Here is a 20,083-nt window from a genome sequence, read left to right as displayed (position 1 = left end):
GGTGTTATAAAAAAAGTGATTTCGGATGATGATTTAGCTCAAGACGTGCTTCAAGAAACCCTTATAAAAGTTTGGAAAAAAGGCAAAAGCTATAATCCTGACAAGGCTAAATTATTTACATGGCTATATCGTATAGCATACAATTCTGCAATTGATAAAATCAGATCTGTAAATAATAAATCAAACAAGGAAGTCCAAATTGAAAACTCTAACGTATATAAACTGACAACTAATAGTTTAAACGAGGATGTTTTAGATATAAAAAAACATTTAAACACCCTTGACCAAAAATATCAGATTGTCGTGAATGCACTGTTTTTTGAAGGTATGACACAACAAGAAGCTAGTGATGAGTTGAATATTCCGTTAGGAACTATCAAATCAAGGTTAAAAATTGCACTACGTGAATTAAAAAAATTTACAACCCTCAATTGTAGAATGATGAATGAGAAAATAAATACATTTTTAAAGTCTGACTTATTAAACAAGTATTTAATAGGACAAACTACTGCTACCGAAACTCTAGAGGTTGAACATTACATCTCAGAATTTCCGGAAGTAAAAAAAGCTTACGACAGGTTACAAGACCAATTAGAATTTACAACACAACTACATGCTATAAAAGCACCAAAATTAGTATTAGATAATGTTTTTGAAGCTTTAGATGATAAACCAGTTGTAGTATTACAACCTAAACGCTCTAAAAAATGGTACAGTTTAGCAATTGCTGCATGTGTAGCTGCATTACTATTTGCAGGAAGCTCTGTATATCTTTTTAATCAAAACAAAGAGTTATCGAGCGAAAACCAAACCATTGCAGATGAGATCTTTGATCTTAGAAGCGATATTGCAAACAATAACAGCACATTACAACAACTATTAGATCAGTTTAAGCAATTAAATAATCCTGAAACCGAAAAATACGTCTTAAAGGGAAATACTAGAGCTAAAAACTTAAAAACGGTAGCCTACATTAATCCAGAAGAAAAAAAATCTATGATTGATGTTGTATCCTTGCCACAATTACCAGATGATAAAGTTTATCAAATTTGGGCAGAATTACAAGGTAAAATGGTAAACTTAGGTGTTTTGAGTGAAGCTGATAGACGACTTCAAGAAATTCCATATACTGAAGACGCTTTAGGGTTAAGTATTTCTATCGAGCCTAAAGGAGGCAGTCCAGTCCGCTCAAACGATACTCCTGTTGCTGAAATATCTTTAAAGCTTAACGAATAAGCAAGATTGAAATAATATACAAATAAAAGCCTCACTTATTTAAAGTGAGGCTTTTTTTATTTTATTTAATGTATCAAAATTAATCTTTATTAAAAAAGGTTTTATGAATAAAACCTGCAGCAATAGCTCCTGCAATTGGTGCCAACCAAAACAACCATAATTGTCCAAGGTAATTTCCGCCTTCAGCAAATAATGCTTGACTAGTAGATCTAGCTGGATTAACAGAAGTATTAGTAATAGGAATACTAATTAAGTGTATTAAAACTAAAGCTAAACCAATTGCAATTCCTGCAAACCCTTTTGGTGCTTTAGGATATGTACTACCTAATATGATTAACAGGAAAAACATCGTTAATAAAAACTCGGTAACTAAGGCAGACATCATAGAATATCCTCCAGGAGATAATGCATCATATCCATTGGCAGCAAAACCACCAACATCAGTAAAACCTGCTTTACCAGATACAATATATAATAATGCAGTGGCAGCAAGGATTGCACCAACTAATTGTGCAATAATATAACCTGGAAGTTCTTTAGCAGGAAACTTTCCTCCAGCCCAAAGCCCAATGGAAACAGCAGGATTAAAATGTGCTCCGGAAACATGACCAACTGCATAAGCCATAGTCAGTACGGTTAAACCAAAAGCTAATGACACACCAACAAAACCGATACCTAAATCTGGAAAGCCTGCAGCAAAAATAGCACTACCACAACCACCAAAAACCAACCAAAAAGTTCCAAAAAACTCTGCAAATAATTTTTTCATAATTTAAATTGTTAAAAAGTTAGAGCAGTAAATTATAAAAAAATAAAGAACTAACCGCTTTAGGCGTATCTAAATAACTTTTTCGTTAAAAAACTGATTTTAGTGTTCAAATTGATCTAACAAAACTATTGAAACGTTAAATAGGAACTTATTTTCGAAAAAACTGTATCTTTGTACTTCTAAAAAAAGCAACTATTTTGAAACTTTTATTACTTACTTTAGGCCTTTTAGGTTTAGGTTTTGCAGGTATTGCAATTAAAATTTGGGCAAAAAAAGATGGTAAATTTGCAGGTACATGCGCAAGTCAAAACCCTATGTTAAATACAGAAGGTGAAGCTTGTGGTTTTTGCGGTAAATCACCAGACCAATTTGAAAATTGTAGCGAACCTCAACACTCGTAATCTATGCTAATACTTGATGTGTTATTCTACAGTTTTGTTACTGTAGTAGTTATTCAAGTATTGTATTATACTGTGATTTTTGGAAATTTCGCATTTTCAAAACACAGCAAAACAACAACTGAAACACCTCCAGTTTCAGTTATTATTTGTGCTAAAAACGAAGCAGAAAATATTAAAAATTTTCTTCCAAGCGTTTTAGCACAAGACTACAAATACTTTGAAGTTGTACTTATAAACGACTCGTCTAAAGACGAAACTTTAGAGGTTTTTGAAGACTTTAAATCTAAGCATGATAATATAAAAATTGTCAATGTAAAAAATATTGAAGCCTTTTGGGGAAACAAAAAATACGCATTATCATTAGGTATTAAAGCAGCAACTAACGACCACTTACTATTCACTGATGCCGATTGCAAACCGTTATCTAAACATTGGATAAAAGAAATGAGTTCTGGTTTTACCGAAACAAACACTATTGTATTAGGTTATGGAGCTTATAATAAAATTAAACACTCTTTTCTAAACAAACTTATCAGGTTTGAAACCTTATTAACAGCAACTCAATATTTTTCTTATGCAAAAATAGGGTTACCATATATGGGAGTTGGACGCAACTTAGCCTATCACAGAGATGAGTTTTTTAACGCAAATGGTTTTATCAAACACATGAAAGTAAGATCTGGTGATGATGATTTATTTATAAATGAAGTCGCTACATCTAAAAATACAATTATACAGTACAGAAAAAACAGTTTTACAATATCCGTAGCTAAAACCAGTTTTAAAGATTGGTTTAAACAAAAAAGGAGACACATATCAACAGCTAGATATTATAAAACAAAACACAAATTATTGCTAGGCTTGTTTTACATTACCCAAGTCTTATTCTGGATTTTAGGCATTATATTACTTTACACTACTTTTTTGTGGCCTTTTGCTTTAGGACTAATTATATTAAGATTTTTATGTCAGTATTTAAGTTTAGGATTTTCAGCAAAAAAACTAAACGAAATAGACACTATCTTCTTGCTTCCAATACTAGAAATCACTTTAATTATAATGCAATTTAGTATCTTTATAACTAATAAAATTTCAAAACCTAATTATTGGAAATAAACGACATCATAGACAGAGCTAAACAAAACGATCAAAAAGCGTTTAACTATCTATTGCACACTTTTTGGGACCAAGTATATGGTTTTCAATTGAAAAGAATTGAGAATGAAAACGATGCCGAAGATGTCACTATTCAAACATTTTCTAGAGCTTTTGATAAAATCAAATCTTATAATAACAACTATTCTTTTAGCACTTGGTTAATCACCATTTCTAAAAACATTCATATAGATATTATCAGAAAAGAAAAGCACTCCATTAAACAAGCTATTTCCAGAACTGATAATAATGAAGTTTATAACGTTTTAGACGAAACACCTTCGGCTGAGGACAAATTAATAACTGAACAAAATTTAGCAAAATTATTAAGAGATATAAAAAAATTAAAACCCCATTACCAAGAAGTTATTAATCTAAGATATTTTCAAGAATTAAGCTACAAAGAAATTTCGATTCAATTAAAAGAACCTATAAACAACATAAAAGTAAAGTTACTTCGTGCAAAAAAATTACTTTCTGAAATCATTCAAAAAAGTTAGTTACACCAATAGTTTTACTTAACATTTACTTCCTGAATTTTAAACAAAATACTTCGTATCTTTGCTTATAGAAAATTGCAATTATGAATACAGAAACTGCATCAAATATATTACCAAAAAGAGAACCTAAACCAAAATGGTTACGTGTTAAATTACCAACTGGTAAAAAATACACTGAACTAAGAGGATTAGTTGATAAATATAGTCTAAACACCATTTGTACATCTGGAAGTTGTCCAAATATGGGAGAATGTTGGGGAGAAGGTACCGCTACATTCATGATTTTAGGAAACGTTTGTACTAGATCTTGTGGGTTTTGTGGTGTAAAAACGGGTCGACCTGAAGATGTGGATTGGGATGAACCTGAAAAAGTTGCTAGATCTATTAAAATCATGGGTATTAAACACGCTGTACTAACAAGTGTTGATAGAGATGATTTAAAAGATATGGGAAGCATTATGTGGGCAGAAACGGTTAACGCTGTTAGAAGAATGAATCCTAAAACGACTTTGGAAACTTTGATACCTGATTTTCAAGGTGCAGAAATGCATATTGACCGTATTATTGACGTTGCTCCAGAAGTAGTTTCTCATAATATCGAAACCGTAAAACGACTAACTAGAGAGGTACGTATACAAGCAAAATACGAAAGAAGCTTAGGTGTACTTAAATACCTTAAGCAACAAGGTCAACGTCGTACAAAATCTGGTATCATGTTAGGTCTTGGTGAAGAGCGTGAAGAAGTTATACAAACGTTACATGATTTACGCGATAACGACGTAGATGTTGTAACTATTGGGCAATACCTTCAACCTAGTAAAAAACATTTACCAGTTAAGCGTTTTGTTTTACCAGACGAATTTAAAGAATACGAAGAAATTGGTTTAAAACTAGGCTTTAGACATGTTGAAAGTAGTGCATTAGTACGATCGTCATATAAGGCTCAAAAACACATTAATTAATATGATTACTGTTGCCATAAATGGCTTTGGTCGCATAGGAAGACGCGTCTTTAGATTGCTGCATAACAACCCAGAAATAAAGGTGGTTGCTATTAATGATTTGGCTGATGCTAAAACATTAAGTCATTTATTAAAATACGATAGTATTCATGGTGTTTTTCCTGCAAAAATATCTGCAAAAGACAATACGATTGTTGTTGAAGATCAAGAAGTACCTCTTCTAAACCAAACGCATCCAAAAACCATTGATTGGTCTAACTTTTCTCCTGATTTTGTGATAGAATCTACAGGGAAATTTAAAACCTCTGAAGATTTACAACACCATATAAACAATGGAGCTAAGCGCGTTATTTTAAGCGTACCTGCAATTGAAGATGATATTAAAACTATTGTTCTTGGTGTTAACCAACAAGAATTGAATGGTGATGAGACTATAATTTCTAACGCATCCTGCACAACCAATAATGCAGCACCTATGATTGACATAATCAATCAGTTATGTGGTATTAATCAAGCTTATATAACAACTATTCATTCTTACACAACAGATCAAAGTCTTCATGATCAACCTCACAGAGATTTACGTCGTGCAAGAGCAGCTGGACAGAGTATTGTACCAACAACCACTGGAGCCGCAAAAGCATTAACCAAAATTTTCCCTGATTTATCAGAGGTAATTGGTGGTTGTGGTATTAGAGTTCCTGTTGCCAATGGATCTTTGACAGACATCACTTTTAACGTCAAAAAAACAGTTAGTATAGAAGCCATAAACAAAGCTTTTAATAATGCTTCTCACACAAAATATAAAGGCATCTTAGAGTATACTGAAGACCCTATAGTTTCCATTGATATTGTGGGTAATACACACTCTTGTATTTTTGATTCTCAAATGACATCTGTTATAGGAAACATGGTCAAGATCATAGGATGGTATGACAATGAAACAGGTTATTCAAGCCGAATTATTGATCTAATTTTCAATTTATCAGAATAAAAAAACATTTATCGGATAAATATTTATATTTGTTATATAAACCTGATGAATGAAATTTCAAATTACAAATATTTTAACCTACTTGATTTTCAGTCTTGTAAGCATAAACATACACGCACAAGACATCAGTGAAAAACAAAAGGAAAATATACAAAGTAAAATTAATTTCAATATTAGCTTTGCACAAACTAACATTGATAACAACGAGTTTTACAAGGCACAAAGAGATCTTGATGATGCCTTACAATTAGCTAAACAAATAAACGACAACAGAAGCATAGGCTTGATTTATTCTAAAATTGGTAAAATTCAATACATCATTGAAGAACCAATGGAAGCCATGCAATCTTTATCCAAAGCAGTTGAAAAACAACGTTTTGCTCAGGATGATATTAATATTGCCGAAACTTACAAAACCATCGGTAGTATTTATTTATCTAGAAAAGAATATCAAAAAGCAATAGACTATTTTAATTCTGCGGAACAAATTTTTGAAAAGCATGATTTGTCTGAATTTGAAGCTGAAAGTAAGTTACACATTGGAGAAGCTTTATTCTATTCAGGAAATTACACTGAAGCTAAAATACAATTTGAAGATGCTAAAGATTTAGCTAAACGCTACAAAAACAAAAAAATATTAAGTAGTGCTTATTTAAGCTTAGGAGAGACTGAAGCAAAATTACAGGACTTTGCTAACTCTGAAATTGATATTAATGAAGGTTTTGAAATAGCAAAACTTGAAAATTTTCCAAATTTAATTAATAAATCTTATAAAATACTTAGTGACATTCACACCAATAGAGGTGATTATAAAGAAGCTAATAACTACCTATTAAAACACATCAAGCTAAATGATTCTATTTTAAAAGTTAAAAGAAGCTATTTATCTGCAGACAAAAGGTTAGACAAACAGTATAGCAGTCCAATTGAGTATCAAAAAGAAAAAGAAGCTGATTTAGAAAAAGAAGCTAGTTCTACTTGGTTAGAAAAATTAACAACTATTTTAAGTATTGCCTTAATTACTATTTTATCTCTACTTACTTTATCATTATATAAAAACAATAATATTAGATTAAAATCTAATAATATCTTGCATAAAAAAAATGCAGAATTAACTATAGCAATGGAAAAAGCCGAGCTTGCCACAAAAACTAAAGCTAACTTTTTATCCACAGTAACACATGAGTTAAGAACACCTTTATATGCGGTTACAGGTTTAACAAACATGTTATTAGAAGAAAACCCTAAGCAAGCACAAATTCAACATTTAAAATCATTAAAATTTTCAGGAGACTACTTATTAACTTTTATTAATGACATACTTCAAATTAATAAAATCGAAGCTAATAAAGTAGATATAGAACCTGAGGTTTTCAACCTAAAGAAGAAGGCTGAAAACGTAATTTCAGCTCTAAACAATTCTGCATTAGATAATAATATCAAACTGCATTTAGAATATGATGAAACCTTACCAACTAACTTCAATGCTGATCAATTAAAAATTTCTCAAATATTAATAAATCTAATCGGTAACTCTATAAAATTTACTAAAGATGGAGATATTTGGATTAGAATTATTAAACATCAACAAGATGGAGATGACTTTGTTGTGCGTTATGAGGTTGAAGATAATGGAATAGGAATTAGTCAAGAAAAACAAAAAAACATGTTTGAAAGCTTTTCTCAAGGCTCTATCCAAATAAACCGAAAATATGGTGGAACAGGACTTGGACTTTCTATTGTTAAGGGACTAATTGATATTTTAAAAGGAAAAATTTATTTGAAAAGTGAATTGGGTACTGGTACCACGTTTTACTTTGAAATACCTATGAAAAAAAGTAACGAAATAATTGTAGAGCAAAAAGCAAATTATTTTAATGAAATTGACGAAATAGAACTTAACAATATTAAAATATTAGTAGTTGAGGATAATAAAATTAATCAAATGATTACAAAAAAATCCTTAATAAAATGAAACTACATTGTGATGTTGTTGATAACGGTGAAGATGCAGTAGACAAAGTTAAAACATCTAAATATGATGTTGTATTAATGGATATACACATGCCTGGAATTAGCGGTATGGAAGCTACTAAAATTATCAGAACTTTTGATACTGATTTAACTATTTTTGCATTAACTGCTGTTACCATAGAAGACAAAATGCAAGAGTTTGATGATGCAGGATTTACAGATATAATCTCAAAACCTTTCAAACAAGAGGACTTTGAAAAAAACTTTACAATGCTTTAAATTTATCTGATAGCACTGCTACTTAATTGCAAAACTTTTTACAATATCATCAAATTGCTGTTGCTTATCTAAACTTAAATGTATCGGCAAATACCACAATTTATCTTTTAAAATAGATTCATCCTTTAGACGCATATAATCTTTTTCTGTAGTTAATATACATTCTAATTTTGATAAATCTGTAAGATCTTTTTGGGTAAACGTATGATGATCTTTATACTCTAAATGTTCAAATTTAAAACCTTCATTATTTAAAAATTCAACTAAAGGCTTAGCATTAGCTATTCCAGTTACTAAAGTAAAAGGCAACATTGCCCTAAGCGCTTTATTATCGTCATCATTAAAAACAGTAGTACTGTAATTTATGCTACTAAAAAATATTTGTTGATGTTGTTCTGGGTTAATTTTAGATCTTATTTTTTCTTTAACTGCTTTATCTAAATCATTTGGACATTTTGTAACTACAATTATATCCGCACGCTTTGCTCCTGATCTAGGTTCGCGCAAATTCCCAGTGGGTAAAACAATATCTTTGTAATATAAATTATTAAACGTAGTCAACAAAATAGTAAAACCTGCTGTTACTTTTCTGTGTTGATACGCATCATCTAAAACAATAACTTCGGGCTTGATATTATGCTGCAACAACCTATCAATACCTGCTCTTCTATTTGCATCAACTGCTACTAAAATGTCGTCTTTAAACTTATTATAAAACTGAAAAGGTTCATCACCCAAATCTAATGCTGAGAACGTAGAATTCCCAAGAACAAAACCTTCACTTTTCCTTCCATATCCTCTACTTAAAGTTGCTAATTTTACGTCATCTTTTAATAAGCGTATTAAATATTCAACCATAGGTGTTTTTCCAGTACCTCCTGTACTTAAGTTACCAACACATATAACAGGAAAATCATAGGCTTTAGTGGATTTCCAACCTTTATCATACATCAAATTTCTAAACCAAGTTACCAAGTAATAAATCGGAACAACAGGTAATAAAATAGAGCGTAAAAATTTCATTTAAACAATTTAAAAATTAAGATATATGACTACTACATTTAACATAATGTAGCTTAAAATATAGTAACGAAAGTAAATATTTTATATTTGTTTTAAATAATAAAGACTAAAAAGTATGTTGGTAAAAGACCTTATTAATCATATCGAAGATATTGCTCCTTTAAATTATGCCGAAGATTTTGATAACGTTGGATTGTTAGTAGGTGATAAAAATACAGTAGTTACTAATGTACTTGTTACATTGGACACTTTAGAAGCTGTAGTTGATGAAGCTATCGCTAAAAACTGTAATTTTATACTAAGTTTTCATCCTATAATATTTAAAGGATTAAAAAGTTTAACAGGAAAAAATTATGTCGAGCGTACTGTATTAAAAGCCATACAAAACAACATTGCTATTTTTGCTATTCATACTGCCTTAGACAATGATAAAAACGGAGTAAATGCAATGCTTTGCAACCAACTTCAATTAATTAACCAGAACATATTAATTCCACAAAAGCAAACCATAAAAAAACTGACAACTTATGCACCTAAAGATGAAGTTGATACTTTAAGGCAAGCCTTATTTAAAGCTGGAGCTGGACAAATAGGTAATTATAGTAATTGTAGTTTTAATGTTAATGGCATTGGCACCTATAATGCTAACTCTAATGCAAATCCATCAAAAGGAAGTATTGGAATTGATCATAACGAAAGTGAAACACAAATTACAATTACTTTTGAAAGACATTTAGAAAGTAAAATATTAGCTGCATTATTTAAAAATCATACGTATGAAGAAATTGCCTACGAGATTATAACTATTGAAAATACGAATCAAAATATAGGAATGGGAATGGTTGCCGAACTAGAAACGCAACAATCTGAAACAGAATTTCTAAACTATTTAAAAGATAAAATGGAAATTTCTAATATAAGACATTCACAATTACTAAATAAACCCATAAAAAAAGTAGCAGTTCTGGGTGGCTCTGGCAGTTTTGCTATACAAGCAGCAAAAGCAGCAGGAGCGGACGTTTTTGTGACTTCAGATTTAAAATATCATGATTTTTTTCAAGCTGAAAACAACATTTTATTAGTAGATATTGGACATTATGAAAGCGAACAGTACACAAAAAACGGTTTAGTAGCAATACTTACAAAAAAATTCCTAATTTTGCATTCATTTTATCGAAAACAAATACCAATCCTGTTAAGTATTTTTAAAATATGGCAAAGACAAAAGAAGTAACCGTAGAAGAACGTCTAAGAGCGTTATACGATTTACAATTAATAGACTCTAGAATTGACGAAATAAGAAACGTACGTGGAGAATTACCTTTAGAGGTTAGTGATTTAGAAGACGAGGTTACAGGATTAAAAACTAGACTAGAAAAATTAGAAGATAGTTTAAGCTCTGTTGACGCTGACATAATTGCCAAGAAAAACTTAATTGAAGAATCTAAAGCTTTAATTAAAAAATACTCTGAACAACAACAAAACGTTAGAAACAACAGAGAGTTTAACTCTTTATCTAAAGAAGTTGAGTTTCAGGAACTAGAAATTGAACTAGCTGAAAAGCATATCAGAGAATTTAAAGCTCAAATAGAGCAGAAAAAAGAAGTTATTGCTAAAACAAAAGAGCATAACAAAGAGCGTGAAACACACTTAAAGCATAAAAAGAGTGAGTTAGACGCTATTTTAAAAGAAACTGAAAAAGAAGAAAAAGCTTTAATTGAGAAGTCTGAAGACTACAAGAAAAAAATAGAAGCTAGATTAGTTAAAGCATACAACCGTATCAGAGCTAATGTAAAAAATGGTTTAGCTGTTGTACCAATCGAAAGAGGTGCATCAGGAGGATCATACTTTACAATTCCACCACAAGTACAAATGGAAATTGCTGGACGTAAAAAAATTATTACGGATGAGCACAGTGGACGTATCTTAGTTGATGCTGCTTTAGCTGATGAGCAAAAAATAAAAATGGAAAAAATGTTTTCTAAATTAGTATAACATTTTCAAATTATAAAAAAAAGCCTTTACACTGTAAAGGCTTTTTTTATGCTCGATTGTTTTATTTAAGAAATATTTACGAAAGTCTAACTTAATGTTTTCATATTTTAAACGACAAAAAGAAAAACGAAAAAGAAAAACATGAAAAAATTAATCACATTATTATTCTTAGCCCTAGTTTTTAGCTGTCATAATCAAGCACAAACTAACCCAAAACAAGATGCTATTAAAAATGCTAAACCTGTAACTGTAAAGTTAGAAAACGGAAAAGCAAAAGCCTATTTTGCAAGTGGTTGTTTTTGGTGTGTAGAAGCTGTTTATGAAAGTGTAAAAGGTGTAGACGAAGTTATTAATGGCTACGCTGGTGGCCACACTAAAAACCCCACATACGAGAAAAGCAATACAGGTAAAACTGGTCACGCAGAAGCTGTAGAAGTTATTTACGACCCAAAAGTGGTAAGCTTCAAAACATTAGTAGATGTATATTTTGCATCACAAAACCCATTACAAGTCAATGGACAAGGTCCAGATAAAGGTAGTCAATATCGTTCAATACTATTTTATCAAGACCAAATTCAAAAACAGATAATAGATGCTAAAAAAGCAGCTTTAGCAAAACAATTAAATGCCAAAATTGCTGCAGAAGTTTATCCGTTCCAAAAATTTTGGATTGCTGAAGACTACCATCAAAATTACGAAAAACTACATCCTGAAAACAGATATATTCAAGGTGTATCTATACCTAGACTTAAAAAATTTCAAGCTAAGATGCCAGAAGTTTTAAAAGAAAAACACTAAAGCTTAGTTGCTTTAATTTCAAAAATCAAAGGATACAATTTATCTTTTGCCACATAATTACCCGATTTAGTTTCAACTAAATTGGGTAATACATTATAAGGGCTTTCGTTATATTCATTTAGATACTCAATTTTTAATCCTGCTTCTGTTAACGCATTAATAACTTCACCTAATCCATGGTTCCATCCATATTCTTTGGTAATCATTTTAGACTCAGTATCAGCATAAGTACCTTCATATTCTTCATAAATCACCTCATCTTGCATATAGCCATATTTCATTTTAGGCTTTATTTCTAAATAATCAAACATCCAAACAATAGGATGAAATTCTACCATATAAAACTCGCCTCCAGTTGTTAATCGTTCTGCTATCATTTTGCCCCAAGGTTTTAAATCAGGTAACCAACCAATCACGCCATAACTTGTAAACACAATATCAAAAACTTCTTTTACATGTGCTGATGTATCCAAAACATTACAACACACAAATTTAGCATCTAAATGCAATTCTTCATTTAAGCTTTTTGCAAGCTTAATACCTTCGTCACTTAAATCAACGCCAACACACTTAGCGCCTAACCGACTCCAACTTAAGGTATCTTGTCCAAAATGACATTGTAAATGCAATAAACGTTTTTCTTTAACATCAGGTAAAGCTGCTAATTCATAATGCATTAAAGTATTTTTTCCTTTTTTAAAAGACTTTAAATCATACATATCACTTTCAGCATGTACTTTAACTTTGGTGTTCCATGTTAATTTATTAGCTTCAAAATATTTATTATTTTTAGTCATGACATAATATTTTCTTCTAATATAAAACTTTATTTTCATGTGATTATCTTTGTAAAAAAACAACTAATGAAACAATATCTTCTATACTTTATTTTTTTCGTCCTTATTACCGCATGTAAAAACAACACCGAAAAACAATCCGCTAAAAAAGCATTATCTATTTCCGAAAAAATTGCAAATGCACACGGAATCGATAAATGGAAGACGGTAAATCAAATAGATTTCACATTTAATGTGGACAAAGATAGTACTCATTTTGAGCGTCGTTGGTCATGGCAACCCAAGACAAATAACGTTAGTTTAATTACCGGAAAAGACACTATAAATTACAATAGATCTAACATAGACAGTTTATCTTTAAGAGCCGATCAAGGTTTTATAAATGATAAATTTTGGCTTTTAGCTCCATTTCAATTAGTTTGGGACAGCGGAACAACCATTTCTGAAGCCACAGAAGAAAAAGCACCAATTAGCAATACCGTTTTAAATAAAATAACCCTTACTTATTCCAATGAAGGAGGCTACACTCCTGGTGATGCCTATGATTTTTATTACGACAAAAACTATATTATCAAAGAGTGGGTTTTCAGGAAAGGAAATTCAGAAAAACCATCTATGACAACAACCTTTGAAAACCACAAAGACTTTAACGGAATAACAATTGCAAAAGACCATAAAAAGGCAGAAGGGAATTGGAATTTATCTTTTAGTAATATTATTATAAAAACACAACATTAAAACATCCAAAACATAAAGCGGTTCGTATATAGTACAATTCCGCTTTATTGCGTCACTATAAACTTAAAAGGCTTTATAAATTATTTATAAAGCCTTTTTTCATGACCAAAATACAACTTCATTTCTAAATTAATAATTCTTATTTTTGTGTAAACCCGAAAACTACACATTGTGTCCAACTATAAACAAGGTTTAGACTTTGCTAAATTTCAAGACCAAAACGACCCTATTTCTTCTTACAGAAATCAATTTCATATTCCTAAAGATAAAGACGGAAACGATTGGTTATACTTTACCGGAAACTCCCTTGGCTTACAACCAAAAGCAACCAAAGAATATATAAATCAAGAGTTAAAAGATTGGGCAAACCTTGGTGTAGAAGGACATTTTGAAGCTAAAAACCCATGGATGCCTTACCATGAATTCTTAACAGAATCTATGGCGAAGATTGTAGGAGCAAAACCTATTGAAGTGGTTATAATGAACACTTTAACCACCAATTTACATTTGTTAATGGTTAGTTTTTACCAACCTACAAAAACCAAATATAAAATTGTAATTGAAAGCGATGCTTTTCCTAGTGACAGGTATGCAGTACAAACACAATTAGAGTTTCATGGTTTTGATGCTAGTGAAGGTGTGATTGAATGGAAACCTCGTGAAGGCGAAGAACTTTTAAATATAGAAGACTTAGAAACCATACTTGAAGAACAAGGAGATGAAATTGCTTTGCTACTTATTGGAGGAGTAAATTATTACACAGGACAATATTTAAATTTAAAAAAAATAGCAGAGCTTGGTCATGCAAAAGATTGTATGGTTGGTATCGATTTGGCACATGGTGCAGGAAACATAAAACCAGATTTCCATAACTCTGGAGTAGACTTTGCTGCTTGGTGTACTTACAAATATTTAAACGCAGGACCAGGAAGTTTAGGTGGACTTTTTGTACACGAAAAGCATGCGCATAACAAAGATTTAAAACGTTTTGCTGGTTGGTGGAGTCATAATAAAGCAACAAGATTTAATATGCGTCAACCATTAGACCTTATTCCAGGAGCAGAAGGTTGGCAACTTAGTAATCCGCCCATTTTATCTATGGCAGCCATTAAAGCCTCTTTAGACATGTTTAATGACGTTGGTATGGATGCACTTCGTGAAAAGTCTGAAAAGCTAACAGGCTATTTCGAGTATTTAATTAACGAATTAAATAACGATAAGATCAAAATAATAACACCAACCAATCCAAAGGAACGTGGTTGTCAATTATCCATTCAAGTAAAAGATGCAGACAAAAACCTGCACAAACAATTAACTAAAGCCAATATTATTACAGATTGGCGAGAACCAGATGTTATACGCTGTGCTCCTGTTCCATTATATAACACCTTTGAAGATGTGTACAGAATGGTGGATAAGTTAAAAGAGATATTAAACAGATAACTCTTAAAGAATAAATAATGAGATCCTGAATCAAGTTCAGGATGACAAAACCAAATCGAAGTTGACACTAGCAATATGAGTAAAAAAGACAACATACTAATCATAGGAGCAGGACTTTGTGGCTCACTACTAGCATTACGTTTAGCACAACGTGGTTACACCGTAAATGTTTACGAAAGCAGACCAGATTTACGTACCACAGATATTTCAGCAGGACGCTCTATTAACCTAGCATTATCAGACAGAGGTTTAAAAGCGATGCGACTTGCAGGTGTTGAAGACAAAGTAAAACCGCTTTGCATACCAATGTACGGAAGATTGGTACATGACACAGAAGGCAACACCTTTCCGTCCAATTACTCTGGAAGAGATAATGAATATATCAACTCTATCTCTAGAGGCGATTTAAATGGATTATTATTGACAGAAGCAGATCAATACGACAATCTTACTATTCATTTTAATAAGAAATGTACAGGAGTTGACATTGAAAATAACACAGCTACATTTTACGATTATAAAACCAAAGAAGAATTCACAGCCAAAGGAGATGTACTTTTTGGTACTGATGGCGCAGGATCTTCTCTTAGAAAAAGCTATTATTTAGAGCGCAAATTCTTGTTTAGTTACTCGCAAAACTATTTAACACATGGTTATAAAGAGTTAGAAATTCCCGCTTCCGCTGAAGGAACGCATCTTATCAGTCAAGATTATCTTCACATTTGGCCAAGAGGTGACTACATGTTAATTGCACTACCTAATTTAGACGGAAGTTTTACCGTAACACTATTTTTAAGTTATGACGAAGGCGAATATAATTTCAACAATTTAACAACTGAAGAAGCTATAAAAAACTTTTTCGAAAATCAATTTCCGGACGCTTTAGCCTTAATACCAAATATAACAGAAGAGTTTGCGAACAACCCAACAGGAGCATTAGGAACTGTAAAATGTTCGCCTTGGCATTATAAAAACAAGAATATTATTTTAGGAGATGCTGCACATGCTATTGTTCCGTTTTACGGACAAGGTATGAATGCCTCCTTTGAGGATGTTACCGTTTTTGATGCTATTTTAGAACAGCACGAAGGCGATTGGGAAACCATTTTTAAAGTCTACGAAAAAACAAGAAAAGCAGATACAGATGCTATTGCAGATTTAGCTATAGACAACTATTACGAAATGCGAGATCATGTTGCAAATCCTATTTTTAAAGAAAAACGAGCAATTGAAATGGCTTTAGAAAAAGAATTCCCAAACCATTATTTTTCAAAATATTCGATGGTAACTTTTAAAGAAGATATTCCGTATTACACAGCTATGACCAAAGGAAGAGCACAAGACAAAGCCATTTTAAACCTTTTAGTAGATAAAAAAATTACTACATCCGAAGATTTAAATAGTATATTAAAAAAAGTACAACAAGAAACTGAAGCGATTTTAGAAGAAGATAAAATTGCTGGATTAAAATAGAAAATAATTACATTATTTAATGTCTCCTCGAGCGCAGTCGAGAGGTCACTAAAAACAGGTCTCGACTGCGCTCGACCAGACAAATAAAAATATGGAAGGAACTAAAGTTACACCAAGAGGAGCATATCCACACGTAAAGCAAGTTGGCGATTTCATTTTCGTTTCCGGAACTAGTTCGCGTAGAGCAGACAATAGCATTGCTGGAGTTGATATCATTGATGAAATGGGAACCAAAAAACTAAATGCGTACACACAAACGCAAGAAGTTTTAAAAAACATAGATACTAATCTTAAAAAGGTTGGTGCAAGTTTAAAAGACGTTGTAGATGTTACTTCATTTTTAGTAAACATGAACGACTTTGCTGATTATAACAAAGCATATGGCGAGTTTTTTGACAAAGAAACAGGTCCAACAAGAACCACCGTTGCTGTACACCAATTACCGCATCCCGATTTGGTGGTAGAGATTAAGGTGATGGCTTATATTGACAACTAATATCTAAATCTAATGTCTCCTCGAGCGCAGTCGAGAGGTTACTTAAAAAGGTCTCGACTAAGCTCGACCAAGGTGAAAAATGGAAAACATTAAAAACTACATAAACGGAACATTCCATAATCCAATTCAAGAAAACTGGCTGGATAATTACAACCCGAGTAATGGTAATGTCTACGGACAAATTCCTAACTCTACTAAAGAGGATGTAGAAAACGCATATATCGCTGCAAAATCTGCTTTTACAAGTTGGTCACAAACTAGTATAGAAGAGCGCAGTAGAATTCTAATAAAGATTTCAGAATTACTAGAAGCTAATCTAGAAGCTTTCGCAAAAGCAGAAAGCAAAGACAACGGAAAACCCATTAGCTTAGCAAAAGCTGTCGACATACCAAGAGCTGCAAGTAATTTCAGATTCTTTGGTAATGCTATAACCCAATTTGCAAGCGAAAGTCACGAAAGTGTTAATCAAGCAATAAACTATACATTAAGACAACCTATTGGAGTTATTGGTTGTATTTCACCATGGAATTTGCCTCTTTATTTATTTACATGGAAAATTGCTCCAGCAATTGCAGCAGGAAACTGCGTAGTTGCCAAACCCAGCGAAGTAACTCCAATGACAGCTTATTTATTAGGAGAAATTTGCGCAGAAGCTGGTCTTCCAAAAGGTGTTTTAAATATTGTCCATGGTCTAGGTACAACAACAGGACAAGCCATTATTGAACATAAAGACATAAAAGCAATTTCCTTTACAGGAGGAACAACAACAGGTGCACATATTGCAAAAGTAGCAGCTCCTATGTTTAAAAAACTATCTTTAGAATTAGGAGGAAAAAATCCAAACATCATTTTTGCAGATTGTGATTATGATGACATGTTAAATACAACGGTTCGCTCCTCTTTTGCCAATCAAGGACAAATTTGCTTATGTGGAAGTCGTATTTTTGTTGAAGCTTCAATTTATGAGAAATTCAAGAAAGATTTTGTTGCCAAAGTAAAAGCTTTAAACGTTGGCCATCCATCGGAAGCAACTACTAATATTGGTGCGTTAGTTTCTAAACCACATCTAGAAAAAGTAAAAGAATATATAGAAATCGCAAAAGCAGAAAACGGAATAATCCTTTGTGGAGGAAATGAAGTGACTGTAAAAGGTTTTGAAAACGGTTACTATTTAGAACCAACAGTTATTGAAGTAGCAAATGATGACTGCATAGTCAACCAAGAAGAAATTTTTGGACCAGTGGTTACCATTATGCCTTTTCATAATGAAGATGAAGTTTTGCAAATGGCTAACAAAGTAAAATACGGATTATCTGCAACACTTTGGACTAACAATTTAAAACGCACCATGCGATTAAGCAACCAATTACAAGCTGGAATAGTTTGGGTTAACACATGGATGATGCGCGATTTACGTACACCTTTTGGAGGTGTAAAAGCATCTGGTGTTGGACGTGAAGGTGGATTTGAAGCGTTACGCTTTTTTACAGAAGCCAAGAATGTTTGTATAAAATACTAGTTCATGTAAAAGTGGGAATCTTATAATTTAAAACGAAATGTCTCCTCGAGCGCAGTCGAGAGGTCTATTATGAAAACTTATTATGTTTACATATTACAATGCTCCGATAATTTAACCTATACAGGAGTTACAAATAACATTTCCAGAAGATTTGAAGAGCACCAAAATGGATTAAACAAAAATTGTTTTACTTTTAAAAGAAGACCATTAAAGTTAATTTTTCATCAAGAATTTAACGATATTGAACAAGCAATATTTTTTGAAAAGAAAATAAAAAAGTGGAGTGCAAAAAAGAAATATGCCTTAGCAAATAACGAGTATGATTTGTTACAAATTTTATCTGAATGTAGAAATGCTAGTCATACAAAATATAATCCAGATAACGAATAAGGTCTCGACTGCGCTCGACCAGACATTTAAACTAAAAATATAAACGATTCGTCTCCTGGAGCTCAGTCGAGAAGTGAATTAAAAAAATATAATTAAAATTAGGTCTCGACTGCGCTCGACCAGACATTAAAACTAAATATATAATTTACACAAATAATCACCTCGAGCAGACAGACAAACATTAATTAAATCTAAATGTCTCCTCGAGCGCAGTCGAGAGGTTTCAAAAGAACTTAAATATGAACTTAAACTTAAACAACAAACACGCATTAGTTTGCGGAAGCACAGCAGGAATAGGAAAAGCAACAGCAATAGCTTTAGCAGAAGAAGGTGTTCAAGTAACACTTATTGCTAGAAATGAAGACAAGTTAAAAGCTACGTTAACCGAGTTACCTCAACATAGAAATCACGATTATATAGTTGCCGATTTTTCTAATCCGAAGGAATTAAAAGAAAAAGTGGAAGCTTACATAAAAGAGAATCACGGATTTCATGTATTGGTTAATAATACAGGGGGACCAAAAGGAGGACCTGTTTTTTCTGCAGAAGTCAATGAATTTGAAGCTGCTTTTACTCAGCATTTAAAATGCAATCATGTGTTAGCACAAGCTGTTGTTCCTTTTATGAAAAGTAAAAATTATGGCAGAATTATAAATGTTATTTCTACTTCTGTTAAACAACCTTTAGATGGATTAGGTGTAAGCAATACTATTCGTGGTGCTGTAGCTAACTGGAGTAAAACATTGGCTAACGAGCTTGGTCAATTTGGTATTACTGTAAATAATGTATTGCCAGGTGCAACAGGAACCGATCGCTTATCTGAAATTATTAAAAATAAATCTGCCAAATCAGGGAATACAGAAGAAGAATCTGCAAATGCTATGAAAAGTGCTGTACCTGCAAAACGTTTTGCAAAGCCCGAAGAACTAGCTGATGCAATTACTTTTTTAGCAAGTGAACGTGCTAGCTATATTAACGGAATTAATCTTCCGGTTGACGGAGGAAGAACAAAGAGTTTATAATTCTTTATTTCGTTTATTATCACTAATTTTATTGAATTGATGAATCTGCGTTAAGGATTGAAAGGTTTGTTTGAGCTCCTCGCAGAGAGCGAGCCTTGAAAGCCTGACCCTTTTTTAGG

Annotated in this window: 20 protein-coding genes and 1 pseudogene; 18 read left to right on the top strand and 3 right to left on the bottom strand. The window is 32.0% G+C overall.

The window, feature by feature from the left end:
* Positions 1–327 precede the first annotated feature (327 nt).
* On the top strand, positions 328–1,236 hold the full coding sequence (locus AC0L4B_RS07295; RefSeq protein ID WP_473439416.1) for an anti-sigma factor domain-containing protein: 909 nt from the start codon (positions 328–330) through the stop codon (positions 1,234–1,236).
* A 79-nt stretch (positions 1,237–1,315) separates the two neighbouring features.
* Here the strand turns inward: AC0L4B_RS07295 and aqpZ are convergent, their stop codons facing one another.
* The gene (gene aqpZ / locus AC0L4B_RS07290) at positions 1,316–2,005 is read right to left on the bottom strand and encodes an aquaporin Z (protein WP_473439182.1); all 690 of its coding nucleotides are present in this window, start codon (positions 2,003–2,005) and stop codon (positions 1,316–1,318) included.
* Between the two features lie 197 nt (positions 2,006–2,202).
* Between aqpZ and AC0L4B_RS07285 the strand changes: the two genes are divergently transcribed.
* The 7 genes from AC0L4B_RS07285 (at position 2,203) to AC0L4B_RS07255 (ending at position 8,270) form a co-directional block, all read left to right on the top strand.
* Complete coding sequence (locus tag AC0L4B_RS07285) at positions 2,203–2,406, top strand: hypothetical protein (RefSeq protein ID WP_028289631.1); 204 nt, start codon at positions 2,203–2,205, stop codon at positions 2,404–2,406.
* 3 nt (positions 2,407–2,409) lie between these two features.
* Positions 2,410–3,522 (top strand): glycosyltransferase, encoded by a 1,113-nt coding sequence (locus AC0L4B_RS07280; protein WP_473439181.1) that lies wholly within the window; start codon positions 2,410–2,412, stop codon positions 3,520–3,522.
* A complete protein-coding gene (locus AC0L4B_RS07275) occupies positions 3,513–4,061 on the top strand; it encodes an RNA polymerase sigma factor (RefSeq protein WP_473439180.1) in 549 nt (182 codons plus the stop codon). Before AC0L4B_RS07280 ends, AC0L4B_RS07275 begins: the two co-directional genes overlap by 10 nt.
* An 83-nt stretch (positions 4,062–4,144) precedes the next feature.
* Complete coding sequence (lipA, locus tag AC0L4B_RS07270) at positions 4,145–5,023, top strand: lipoyl synthase (protein WP_473439179.1); 879 nt, start codon at positions 4,145–4,147, stop codon at positions 5,021–5,023.
* A 1-nt stretch (position 5,024) separates the two neighbouring features.
* Positions 5,025–6,017, top strand: coding sequence for a type I glyceraldehyde-3-phosphate dehydrogenase (gap, locus tag AC0L4B_RS07265; protein ID WP_473439178.1), 993 nt, complete (start codon positions 5,025–5,027; stop codon positions 6,015–6,017).
* 49 nt (positions 6,018–6,066) lie between these two features.
* The gene (locus AC0L4B_RS07260) at positions 6,067–7,992 is read left to right on the top strand and encodes an ATP-binding protein (protein WP_473439177.1); all 1,926 of its coding nucleotides are present in this window, start codon (positions 6,067–6,069) and stop codon (positions 7,990–7,992) included.
* Complete coding sequence (locus tag AC0L4B_RS07255; RefSeq protein ID WP_473439176.1) at positions 7,989–8,270, top strand: response regulator; 282 nt, start codon at positions 7,989–7,991, stop codon at positions 8,268–8,270. Before AC0L4B_RS07260 ends, AC0L4B_RS07255 begins: the two co-directional genes overlap by 4 nt.
* A gap of 18 nt (positions 8,271–8,288) precedes the next feature.
* Here AC0L4B_RS07255 and lpxK read toward each other — a convergent pair whose 3' ends face one another.
* A complete protein-coding gene (lpxK, locus tag AC0L4B_RS07250) occupies positions 8,289–9,293 on the bottom strand; it encodes a tetraacyldisaccharide 4'-kinase (protein WP_473439175.1) in 1,005 nt (334 codons plus the stop codon).
* Between the two features lie 115 nt (positions 9,294–9,408).
* Between lpxK and AC0L4B_RS07245 the strand changes: the two are divergent.
* From AC0L4B_RS07245 to msrA, 3 genes and pseudogenes are all read left to right on the top strand, one after another.
* A pseudogene (locus AC0L4B_RS07245) lies at positions 9,409–10,502 on the top strand (Nif3-like dinuclear metal center hexameric protein).
* A gap of 3 nt (positions 10,503–10,505) precedes the next feature.
* A complete protein-coding gene (locus tag AC0L4B_RS07240) occupies positions 10,506–11,288 on the top strand; it encodes a zinc ribbon domain-containing protein (protein ID WP_473439174.1) in 783 nt (260 codons plus the stop codon).
* A gap of 141 nt (positions 11,289–11,429) precedes the next feature.
* A complete protein-coding gene (msrA, locus tag AC0L4B_RS07235) occupies positions 11,430–12,086 on the top strand; it encodes a peptide-methionine (S)-S-oxide reductase MsrA (RefSeq protein ID WP_473439173.1) in 657 nt (218 codons plus the stop codon).
* On the opposite strand, the gene AC0L4B_RS07230 is transcribed toward msrA, so the two are convergent.
* Positions 12,083–12,883: a class I SAM-dependent methyltransferase gene (locus AC0L4B_RS07230; protein WP_473439415.1), complete on the bottom strand. Its 801-nt coding sequence runs from the start codon at positions 12,881–12,883 to the stop codon at positions 12,083–12,085. The genes msrA and AC0L4B_RS07230 overlap by 4 nt on opposite strands.
* A gap of 66 nt (positions 12,884–12,949) precedes the next feature.
* Here AC0L4B_RS07230 and AC0L4B_RS07225 point away from each other — a divergent pair, with 66 nt between their 5' ends.
* The 7 genes from AC0L4B_RS07225 (at position 12,950) to AC0L4B_RS07195 (ending at position 19,964) form a co-directional block, all read left to right on the top strand.
* A complete protein-coding gene (locus AC0L4B_RS07225; RefSeq protein WP_473439172.1) occupies positions 12,950–13,621 on the top strand; it encodes a hypothetical protein in 672 nt (223 codons plus the stop codon).
* Between the two features lie 171 nt (positions 13,622–13,792).
* The gene (gene kynU / locus AC0L4B_RS07220) at positions 13,793–15,064 is read left to right on the top strand and encodes a kynureninase (protein ID WP_473439171.1); all 1,272 of its coding nucleotides are present in this window, start codon (positions 13,793–13,795) and stop codon (positions 15,062–15,064) included.
* A 75-nt stretch (positions 15,065–15,139) separates the two neighbouring features.
* Complete coding sequence (locus AC0L4B_RS07215; protein ID WP_473439170.1) at positions 15,140–16,537, top strand: FAD-dependent oxidoreductase; 1,398 nt, start codon at positions 15,140–15,142, stop codon at positions 16,535–16,537.
* A 91-nt stretch (positions 16,538–16,628) separates the two neighbouring features.
* On the top strand, positions 16,629–17,033 hold the full coding sequence (locus tag AC0L4B_RS07210; RefSeq protein WP_473439169.1) for a RidA family protein: 405 nt from the start codon (positions 16,629–16,631) through the stop codon (positions 17,031–17,033).
* 79 nt (positions 17,034–17,112) lie between these two features.
* Positions 17,113–18,552, top strand: a complete 1,440-nt coding sequence (locus AC0L4B_RS07205; RefSeq protein WP_473439168.1) for an aldehyde dehydrogenase — start codon at positions 17,113–17,115, stop codon at positions 18,550–18,552.
* Between the two features lie 69 nt (positions 18,553–18,621).
* Positions 18,622–18,942 carry a GIY-YIG nuclease family protein gene (locus AC0L4B_RS07200; protein WP_473439167.1) on the top strand — a complete coding sequence of 107 codons (321 nt, stop codon included), beginning with the start codon at positions 18,622–18,624 and terminating at the stop codon, positions 18,940–18,942.
* Positions 18,943–19,181: 239 nt separating this feature from the next.
* Entirely contained in the window at positions 19,182–19,964 is a 783-nt protein-coding gene (locus tag AC0L4B_RS07195; RefSeq protein ID WP_473439166.1) for an SDR family oxidoreductase, read from the top strand.
* Positions 19,965–20,083: the final 119 nt, after the last annotated feature.

Source organism: Olleya sp. NP1-10 (assembly GCF_055804415.1).
Note: the sequence above shows the minus strand (reverse complement) of the source record. Positions and strands in the feature narration are given on the sequence as shown.

What these genes read in the sequence shown, in the direction of transcription:
- lpxK (WP_473439175.1), bottom strand. Translation starts at nt 9,293, where the DNA reads ATGAAATTTTTACGCTCTATTTTATTACCTGTTGTTCCGATTTATTAC.
- aqpZ (WP_473439182.1), bottom strand. Translation starts at nt 2,005, where the DNA reads ATGAAAAAATTATTTGCAGAGTTTTTTGGAACTTTTTGGTTGGTTTTT.
- AC0L4B_RS07255 (WP_473439176.1), top strand. Translation starts at nt 7,989, where the DNA reads ATGAAACTACATTGTGATGTTGTTGATAACGGTGAAGATGCAGTAGAC.
- AC0L4B_RS07215 (WP_473439170.1), top strand. Translation starts at nt 15,140, where the DNA reads ATGAGTAAAAAAGACAACATACTAATCATAGGAGCAGGACTTTGTGGC.
- gap (WP_473439178.1), top strand. Translation starts at nt 5,025, where the DNA reads ATGATTACTGTTGCCATAAATGGCTTTGGTCGCATAGGAAGACGCGTC.
- AC0L4B_RS07260 (WP_473439177.1), top strand. Translation starts at nt 6,067, where the DNA reads ATGAAATTTCAAATTACAAATATTTTAACCTACTTGATTTTCAGTCTT.
- AC0L4B_RS07200 (WP_473439167.1), top strand. Translation starts at nt 18,622, where the DNA reads ATGAAAACTTATTATGTTTACATATTACAATGCTCCGATAATTTAACC.
- AC0L4B_RS07280 (WP_473439181.1), top strand. Translation starts at nt 2,410, where the DNA reads ATGCTAATACTTGATGTGTTATTCTACAGTTTTGTTACTGTAGTAGTT.
- AC0L4B_RS07205 (WP_473439168.1), top strand. Translation starts at nt 17,113, where the DNA reads ATGGAAAACATTAAAAACTACATAAACGGAACATTCCATAATCCAATT.
- AC0L4B_RS07225 (WP_473439172.1), top strand. Translation starts at nt 12,950, where the DNA reads ATGAAACAATATCTTCTATACTTTATTTTTTTCGTCCTTATTACCGCA.
- AC0L4B_RS07295 (WP_473439416.1), top strand. Translation starts at nt 328, where the DNA reads ATGACACAACAAGAAGCTAGTGATGAGTTGAATATTCCGTTAGGAACT.
- lipA (WP_473439179.1), top strand. Translation starts at nt 4,145, where the DNA reads ATGAATACAGAAACTGCATCAAATATATTACCAAAAAGAGAACCTAAA.
- AC0L4B_RS07240 (WP_473439174.1), top strand. Translation starts at nt 10,506, where the DNA reads ATGGCAAAGACAAAAGAAGTAACCGTAGAAGAACGTCTAAGAGCGTTA.
- AC0L4B_RS07195 (WP_473439166.1), top strand. Translation starts at nt 19,182, where the DNA reads ATGAACTTAAACTTAAACAACAAACACGCATTAGTTTGCGGAAGCACA.
- AC0L4B_RS07230 (WP_473439415.1), bottom strand. Translation starts at nt 12,883, where the DNA reads ATGACTAAAAATAATAAATATTTTGAAGCTAATAAATTAACATGGAAC.
- AC0L4B_RS07210 (WP_473439169.1), top strand. Translation starts at nt 16,629, where the DNA reads ATGGAAGGAACTAAAGTTACACCAAGAGGAGCATATCCACACGTAAAG.
- msrA (WP_473439173.1), top strand. Translation starts at nt 11,430, where the DNA reads ATGAAAAAATTAATCACATTATTATTCTTAGCCCTAGTTTTTAGCTGT.